This window comes from Paraburkholderia sp. RL17-347-BIC-D (assembly GCF_046027915.1).
Lineage (GTDB): Bacteria > Pseudomonadota > Gammaproteobacteria > Burkholderiales > Burkholderiaceae > Paraburkholderia.
Genome location: NZ_JARESS010000249.1, coordinates 1 through 452, shown reverse-complemented (window position 1 = coordinate 452; position 452 = coordinate 1). Strand labels below are relative to the sequence as shown.

The 452-nt window shown below is 66.2% G+C and carries 1 protein-coding gene; it reads left to right on the top strand.

Translation table 11 applies throughout. The annotated features are described in order from the left end of the window. Window positions 1-452, top strand: a 452-nt coding sequence (locus tag P0D96_RS48415; protein WP_408321470.1) for an iron-containing alcohol dehydrogenase, incomplete at both ends; no start/stop codon positions are given.

The window sequence follows — 452 nt, the reverse complement described above, 5'->3', positions numbered from 1 at the left end:
GGCCAGATCGCCGCACTCGATGCGCACGTCCCGCCCAACGCGCGAGTGCTGATTACCTGCGGCGGCGGCAGCATCAAGAACAACGGTGTGCTCGCGCAAGTGCAGGCGGCGCTCGGTGAGCGCGCGTGGCACCTGTTCGGCGGCATCGAGCCGAATCCCACGTACGAAACGCTGATGGAAGCGGTCGCGCTCGCCCGTGAGGGGAACTTCGATTTTCTGCTGGCGGTGGGCGGCGGTTCGGTGATCGACGGCACCAAGTTCATCGCTGCCGCGGTGAAGTTCGACGGCGAACCGTGGGACATTCTCGCGAAGCAGGCCGAGATACGCGACGCGGTGCCGTTCGGCAGCGTGTTGACGCTGCCCGCCACCGGTTCGGAGATGAACAATGGCGGCGTTATCAGCCACCGCGCGAAGGGCGACAAGCTGCCGTTCCGTAGCGAGGCGACCTATCC